The organism is Sphingobacterium sp. UBA3549 (assembly GCF_002376635.1).
Lineage (GTDB): Bacteria > Bacteroidota > Bacteroidia > Sphingobacteriales > Sphingobacteriaceae > Sphingobacterium.
Genome location: NZ_DFOE01000019.1, coordinates 1 through 6,688, shown reverse-complemented (window position 1 = coordinate 6,688; position 6,688 = coordinate 1). Strand labels below are relative to the sequence as shown.

The following is a 6,688-nucleotide window of genomic DNA, read 5'->3' as shown; positions in this document are numbered from 1 at the left end:
ACAGTTTACTTTACACCCTCCAATGGACAGCTAGATAGGGGATTTCTTTGGATTGAAAAACTTGTTTAAATGAATTCTCAGAATTGCGACAGATATGTTTGCTTTATTTGGGGATGAAGCTATTTTTTTTAAAGTATGGACAAGTTTTAATAATTGTAGAACCTTTCTCTAAAAATACGTGAATTCTATTTCAATTTTTTAACGGATTTATTTTCTACGAGCGACTTCATTTGTGTTACTGCTACTTTATTCAGTTGCATAAGCCGTTCATTTTGTGGTACTCCTTGTTGAATTAATAACGCGTTTATACTTTCCATGTTGCTTAGCACGACCAACTGTTCTATAATTGTGTAGTCTCGAATATTGCCCTTTTTGTTAGGATTAATATCTCTCCATTGTTTGGCTGTCATACCAAATAGTGCGACATTCAATATATCGGCTTCGCTCGCATAAACGAAATTCGCTTGCTGCTTGGTAATTTCTGCTGGAATGAGGTTTTCCTTTATTGCATCAGTATGGATGTGATAATTTACTTTGGCTAGTGTCCTTTGTAAATCCCAGTTCAATTTCAAACGATCATTTTCTTCATCTTTTAGACGCTGAAATTCTTTGATTAAGTAAATTTTAAAATGTGGGCTAATCCACATGCCGAATTCAAAAGCTATATCAGGATGCGCATATGTCCCCCCATATCTTCCTGCGGTCGCTTTTAAGCCGATAGCATTTGTCTTCTTAACCCAATCTTTAACACTGATTTTATAACTGTTAAGTCCGGCTTGACTTTTAATTATGGCGAATTCGCCATAATTAAAAAGAGGGTTATAAATGCTTTCCCAAATACCCAGATATTCAACTGTGTTTCTGTTTCGAAGCCAGTCAGAAATGAAAAAGTCTCCATCTTTAGCTTTTAGCATATCAGTAAGTGAAATAAACTCTTTTCCATTGTCGAGGATGATTGTTATTTCCTTTCCCTGTACATTAATCTTTTTATTCTTTGCCATACATTTAGATTTGATAGTTATTCTTCGTCAGTTTGAAAAAAATAGACGGAATAATTGGCTATTACAGATTTTATTTTAAGCGAGTAAATATACTAAAAAAAATAGTAATACATGGGCCAATGTTTATAGGGTATCGATTCTAAATGATCCATATCAATTCTCATATTATGATGGGCATGGGCTCCAGTATTATTTATTTTTTTAATAACGCGAGATTCTTATACTACATGTTTTATCATTTCCTGATTTGAGCTTGTTAGCTCGGCATAACTACATCTTATTATTGATGAAACTAAGATTTCCCCACGGCAATAATTCTGTCATAATTATTTTAAATCTGTATATGAAAGACAGTTATCGCCAGGCTCATCTTTTTAGACTAAGAAATTTCCAAAGATTGAATTTAGAATAGAAATGGAACTAAGAAGTATACTTTCATAAAATGGCGCGAATGATTTAACAGGTGATGTCAAAATGTTTTCTTTTCCATAATGCAATTTGCTAAATTCATTTATCAGGTTTATATTTATGACCTCATTGGTAAATCATTAAATATGAAAGCAGCAATTTTTCTTTATTTCATTATCGTACTAGTCTCTTGTAGTTACTATAGTGGGGAAATGATAGGAACTTACAGCCCTGATAACTATACAAACACCTATGATACTATTCAGCTAGGGACTAATAATATATATTATCGCAGGGTGTATGATAGGAATAAAAAGCTGGTGTTGAAAACTAAAGGAAAGTGGAAAGTAGATCACGATTTAATAGTCTTTGAACCACCTTATTTTTTTAATTTGGATAGAGATTTAGTAAAGTTTCCTGAACTTTTAAATGATACAATAAGTAATGGAATTGGATATATAGGTGTAAATAGCGGTAGGATAGAATTTTGTGTTGGTCATTTTTCTGCTGATATCCCAAATCAAAATTGTTATAAAAAAGTAGCGGATGAATAGCACCTTCCAGTCCAAAAGGATTCGCAACCTTATTTTTTTTTCGACTGTTCTATTATTCTCCTTTTAACATCATGATTGCTGCTGTATTTAAGCTTATCTGAACCACATATTTCACATGCCAAAGCTGTATATTTAAATGGCTTTTTAAGCTGAAATTTATTTTTCATTATTGGGCTAGTAAGGTTTTTACAAGTCTCGCAATAGCATTTTTCACGTTGTTCGCGGGGGATATTTAAGCTTTCCATTTCGACGAAGATTTTCATTTCCTCTAAGATGAATTCTTTTGAATTTTCAAGGGTAAGTCCGTTATTAAATAGGGTTGAATTGTTATATTTCAAATAGTCCAGGTCCTCGTCAATTTCATAAAAGGTCATATAATTATAAGGCCTACCGAATTTTGGATACGTTGTTCTTGGATGTAGATGAATATGTTCCCGACGAATTATATGACTTAAGGGATCAATTTAATATTAACGAATCAGAACTTAGAAAACGGTTGTCAGCTCATCTTATCTTACTTGAACAAATACTATTGTAAATAACTAGAAATAAGCGGGCTCGGCCAATGATTCAGTAATTTAATTCGTTATGGTATCAGTAAGTGAAATAAACTCTTTGCCATATATTTAGATTTGATAGTTATTCTTTGTCAAAACATGGATATAATTTTTTATAATACTAATTTTATATAGTAATAGCTGATAAATCGAGAAAATCTAGGTGGAATACCGTGGGCGGAATGTGGTTATCTGACCCCTATACCTCCAGAATATATTTTGGGAAATGGAATTAATTGAAATAAAAGATCTATTTGAAATAGATTACGGGGCGCCATCGCCAACAATTTTGTCAAATGATAATGAGTTGTTTATTGCATTTTATGCACAAAATTCAAATATGTATGCACTTCAGCCGACTGAAAGTAACATAAATTACGAACAAGGAATTATCGCATTAAAGTTTAAAATGTGTATAAAATATACTTTTGGCATGCCGGGAAATGAGACATTACATGGTCATCCTTATGGTAAGCTTGGTATGGAATCAAGTTCTTTCTACGAACTTAGGAACTCCGATTTTATTAAGTCTCAACAGGAAATAGAAAAGGTCCACTCGTATTATAATGAAGAAAGATGGAAAACGTATAAGCACTATATATTAACTTTCCACGACAATATGTTTGAGTGCATCGCACAAGATTTTGAAATTCGACAGGAAAATATATCTCTTTATAGCCAAGCATCGGAGATGCTTAAGCAAGTATCAATCCCAAAAATATAGTTATCTGTTTTGAGTAGGGCGGCAATACGAACAAACAATTAAATCAATTTAGGAACATACATAAGTGAAGATAATAGTTGAGGAGAAATATTAAAATATGAAGATTCAATTATGATAAAAGACGCACTTTGGAGCCAGTTTGGCGCTAGTTTAGACATGCTTGAAAATGCGATCCATATGTGTCCCGATGAACATTGGGACAGCGCATTAGGTTTTTGGTATCTGTCTTTCCACTGTCTCTTTTGGACAGATTATTATTTATCTGTAGAACCCAATAAATTTGAGCCACCAAAACCGTTTACATTTTCAGAATTTGATCCGACGGGCAAAAAACCTGACCGGACATATACCAGATCAGAAATTATTGCTTATTTGGAGCACTGTAGACAGAAAGCTAGAAAGCATATAAGAGAGTTTACACCGAACAGAATGAATGCACGTTGGATCAACGAATCTAAAAACTTTTCTTGCCTTGAGATTCTATTGTATAATATGCGGCATATTCAGCATCATGTTGCACAATTGAATTTATACCTTAGACAGACTATTGATCGTGCTCCGAAATGGGTATCTCAGGTGAAAGAATAAACCAGTGCTAAGGCCGGGGTTCATTCCATTGAGGTATACCGATAAACATATTATTTACAAATTTCTCTGTATACGATTGCATTCCAGTTTCCTCCTTATCAAAGTAGGCCTTTATTTTTGAGCAGACTTTAGGGTTGTAGCATAACTTGACGCGTAGGTTTTCGATCCATTCGGCCCGTATAACAATGGTAATTAATTTTTTCGTATCTCTGGACAAGCCGATTACGGTAATATCTTGGCACATCCCAGCATACCAATCGATAATATACACTTTGGTACCGGGGCTAAACTGTTTCGTGCCATAGCGAGTTTGCAGTTTCCCTTGACCATAACTAATTTTCTGTTTGACGTTAGCTACTAATGTCCATAACGGTATCGATTCTAAATGATCCATATCGATTCAGTTCTATTTAATCCGATAAGACTGCCCTTTTCTTCAAAAATCCAAAAATGATCGGCTAACAGGCTTAGACATGTATTGTATTGAATTTATACAGGGGCTAAAAAACAATAAAGCGCCCCAATTAAATTAGGACGCTTGGCTAAATGCTATTTATTTAACCGGCTATACTAATATAACTGTAATAGTTCATCATACCAAATTATTTGGGGCAGATCTTATTAGGAGTATTCTGCAAATTTCGCTGTTTCCCTTATAGTATTATGATGGACAACCCCCGACTTTTCGGTATCTCCCAGATACCGCTTACATAACACTTCTTTTCCTCAGATGCCGGTTTAGGTCCGCCTACTTTTGCTATATACTCAAAAGGAAAAGAAATATGGCAAAACACAATTTAATTAAAAAAGCTTGACAGATAAATGTAACCTGTCCATAAGCGAAATTCTGGCATTAGAAAGGAATTTATTAAAAGATAGAATGTCATTTGATCACTAACATATTTTGTTTTGGTGATAAGTTAAAAGCGTTTAATCATTAATTATAAATAACATGAAAAGTAAATTTTTATTACTTCCAATTTTAATTTCAATCTTATCAGGTTGTTCAAAAAGGGAAAATGAGCCCTTTATTCCGGAAGAAAGCATTGGTTTAGATAGTTTATATCAACAACCTCAAAATCCATTTATGGGGATTCCCGAGAAAATGTCTGTTGTTCACGTTCGGACCAGTGCAATTAAATATAATCCCTGGCAAAAATTTTATGTATCGCCGGTTGATGCGACAATTATTATGTGGCCGAGTGATGATAAGACACTTGTCATAAAAGATGTGGATAAGGCACTTGAAGGGATAGCACTGGATACGAAAACAAATACCGAAGTGAAAACCGAGAATATCACTAAAAGCTCAGGAATTCAACTGCAAGATTATCGTCCCGGAAAGTATTTAATTGCTGTGATTTTGGATGCAGAATCCGGTAAAAGATCTTATAGTAGTCAAGAGATTACATTGAGAGAGTATGGGAAGATTTATATGCATAAAATCTTTTCAAAAGATGTAAAAGATGGAGAATTTGAAGAGTGGTCACCTAAATTAATTGAAAAATGAAAACTAAAATAAATCTTATAGTATTATTCTTATTTGTCCTTTGTTCAAATAAGCTAATGGGGCAAATTATATCAGGCGAAGCGAATCCTTGTCCAGAAGTTAACTACCAATATTCATTCAGTGGAGCTTCATTTAATAACTATTTTTTATGGTCTGCGGTGGACGGGACGATTTTAAGCCAAAATACAAATACGGTAGTTGTTAGATGGAATAGAAATATAACCGATGAGGGTAAATGGAGGCTTCGTGTTCAGTACGAAACTTTTGGAATCGGTGGGACGCCAGGTGGATCCACCTATAAAGATTTGGATGTTAAAGTCAAGACAGCATCTCGATACAATATCAGTGGCGATAAGGAAATCCCGGGTAATTTTACAGGAACCAAAACTTACACAGCTAATATTGTAAACGCGAATTTTCCTACCACTTCATTTTTGTGGACAACAAATACCGGGATTCAAACTATCACAACAGCACCATCAATCAATTTAAGTATAAATGATACGCAGCTGAGGTCGATCATGGTAGCAGGAAAAGCATCGAATTGTTCCGAATGGGGTGAAATGTCTAAAATAGATGTATATTTTACTTCTATTATTACAGGCCCAGCGCAGACATGTGCCGAAGATATTTATACTATTGTCAACCCAGGTACAGTAACGCTTGAAAATGCGATTAACGTTGCGACACTTACGGCATTGGGCAACAATCAGTGGAAAGTAACTCGGATTGGTGCAGCAAATGGTACTGTCAAATTGAGATCGACTGTAGATGGAAGAATATATGATAAAAACATAATGATAGGGGGCAGTACGGTAATAGGATTTGAAAACTTAGATCATTTAGAAGCTTATGATTACGAAACATTTAAAGTGCTGCAAGGGACTGGCAACATGAAATACGAGGGCAGTATGAACCTTTATAATTATGAATCGGCAGGTCAAACGAGTTATTCTTGGTCTTTAGTTTCTAAATCAGCTGGGAGTCCGATCGTATCTTGGACTGCAGATGGGAATTATGTGCAAGTCAGTTCTAAAGGATCAGGTGGTTGGCTTGTTCTACATTGTGTGATCACCAATGGCTGTAGTATAGAAACAAGAAATTATAGATTTTACTTTGGAATAGAACCTCTTATGCCGTAGTCAAAGGAATTTACACTATTGTGCTCTTTCGAAGATCTATAAATATTGCGGTCTAGAAGTAATGGATTCAGCTTCAAAGCAGTTGAATCCATTATTCTTTTACTTCGAATCCCCAGGTTTGTGCTTGTGCGGTTTCAAATCTGGATGTTTCGGTTTAGTTTCGGGTGTTACGCGTTGTCTTCTGGAGGGTGTAAAGTAAACTGT

8 protein-coding genes are annotated in these 6,688 nt (G+C 34.7%); 6 read left to right on the top strand and 2 right to left on the bottom strand.

Annotated elements, in window-relative coordinates:
• Window positions 1-185: 185 nt before the first annotated feature.
• Window positions 186-1,001: a KilA-N domain-containing protein gene (locus B2W36_RS10975; protein ID WP_293887758.1), complete on the bottom strand. Its 816-nt coding sequence runs from the start codon at window positions 999-1,001 to the stop codon at window positions 186-188.
• A gap of 554 nt (window positions 1,002-1,555) precedes the next feature.
• Here B2W36_RS10975 and B2W36_RS10970 point away from each other — a divergent pair.
• From B2W36_RS10970 to B2W36_RS10960, 4 genes are all read left to right on the top strand, one after another.
• Window positions 1,556-1,963: a hypothetical protein gene (locus B2W36_RS10970; protein ID WP_293887757.1), complete on the top strand. Its 408-nt coding sequence runs from the start codon at window positions 1,556-1,558 to the stop codon at window positions 1,961-1,963.
• A 319-nt stretch (window positions 1,964-2,282) separates the two neighbouring features.
• A complete protein-coding gene (locus B2W36_RS22655) occupies window positions 2,283-2,501 on the top strand; it encodes a colicin immunity domain-containing protein (protein ID WP_409530117.1) in 219 nt (72 codons plus the stop codon).
• Window positions 2,502-2,746: 245 nt separating this feature from the next.
• Entirely contained in the window at window positions 2,747-3,244 is a 498-nt protein-coding gene (locus B2W36_RS10965) for a hypothetical protein (RefSeq protein ID WP_293887756.1), read from the top strand.
• Window positions 3,245-3,355: 111 nt separating this feature from the next.
• Window positions 3,356-3,832, top strand: coding sequence for a DinB family protein (locus B2W36_RS10960; RefSeq protein ID WP_293887755.1), 477 nt, complete (start codon window positions 3,356-3,358; stop codon window positions 3,830-3,832).
• 7 nt (window positions 3,833-3,839) lie between these two features.
• On the opposite strand, the gene B2W36_RS10955 is transcribed toward B2W36_RS10960, so the two are convergent.
• Complete coding sequence (locus tag B2W36_RS10955; RefSeq protein ID WP_293887754.1) at window positions 3,840-4,226, bottom strand: hypothetical protein; 387 nt, start codon at window positions 4,224-4,226, stop codon at window positions 3,840-3,842.
• A gap of 558 nt (window positions 4,227-4,784) precedes the next feature.
• On the opposite strand from B2W36_RS10955, the gene B2W36_RS10950 reads away from it, so the two are divergent.
• A complete protein-coding gene (locus tag B2W36_RS10950) occupies window positions 4,785-5,342 on the top strand; it encodes a hypothetical protein (protein WP_293887753.1) in 558 nt (185 codons plus the stop codon).
• Window positions 5,339-6,484, top strand: coding sequence for a hypothetical protein (locus B2W36_RS10945; protein WP_293887752.1), 1,146 nt, complete (start codon window positions 5,339-5,341; stop codon window positions 6,482-6,484). The genes B2W36_RS10950 and B2W36_RS10945 overlap by 4 nt, the downstream gene beginning before the upstream one ends.
• Window positions 6,485-6,688 lie beyond the last annotated feature (204 nt).

What these genes read in the sequence shown, in the direction of transcription:
- B2W36_RS10975 (WP_293887758.1), bottom strand. Translation starts at nt 1,001, where the DNA reads ATGGCAAAGAATAAAAAGATTAATGTACAGGGAAAGGAAATAACAATC.
- B2W36_RS10970 (WP_293887757.1), top strand. Translation starts at nt 1,556, where the DNA reads ATGAAAGCAGCAATTTTTCTTTATTTCATTATCGTACTAGTCTCTTGT.
- B2W36_RS10965 (WP_293887756.1), top strand. Translation starts at nt 2,747, where the DNA reads ATGGAATTAATTGAAATAAAAGATCTATTTGAAATAGATTACGGGGCG.
- B2W36_RS10960 (WP_293887755.1), top strand. Translation starts at nt 3,356, where the DNA reads ATGATAAAAGACGCACTTTGGAGCCAGTTTGGCGCTAGTTTAGACATG.
- B2W36_RS10955 (WP_293887754.1), bottom strand. Translation starts at nt 4,226, where the DNA reads ATGGATCATTTAGAATCGATACCGTTATGGACATTAGTAGCTAACGTC.
- B2W36_RS10950 (WP_293887753.1), top strand. Translation starts at nt 4,785, where the DNA reads ATGAAAAGTAAATTTTTATTACTTCCAATTTTAATTTCAATCTTATCA.
- B2W36_RS10945 (WP_293887752.1), top strand. Translation starts at nt 5,339, where the DNA reads ATGAAAACTAAAATAAATCTTATAGTATTATTCTTATTTGTCCTTTGT.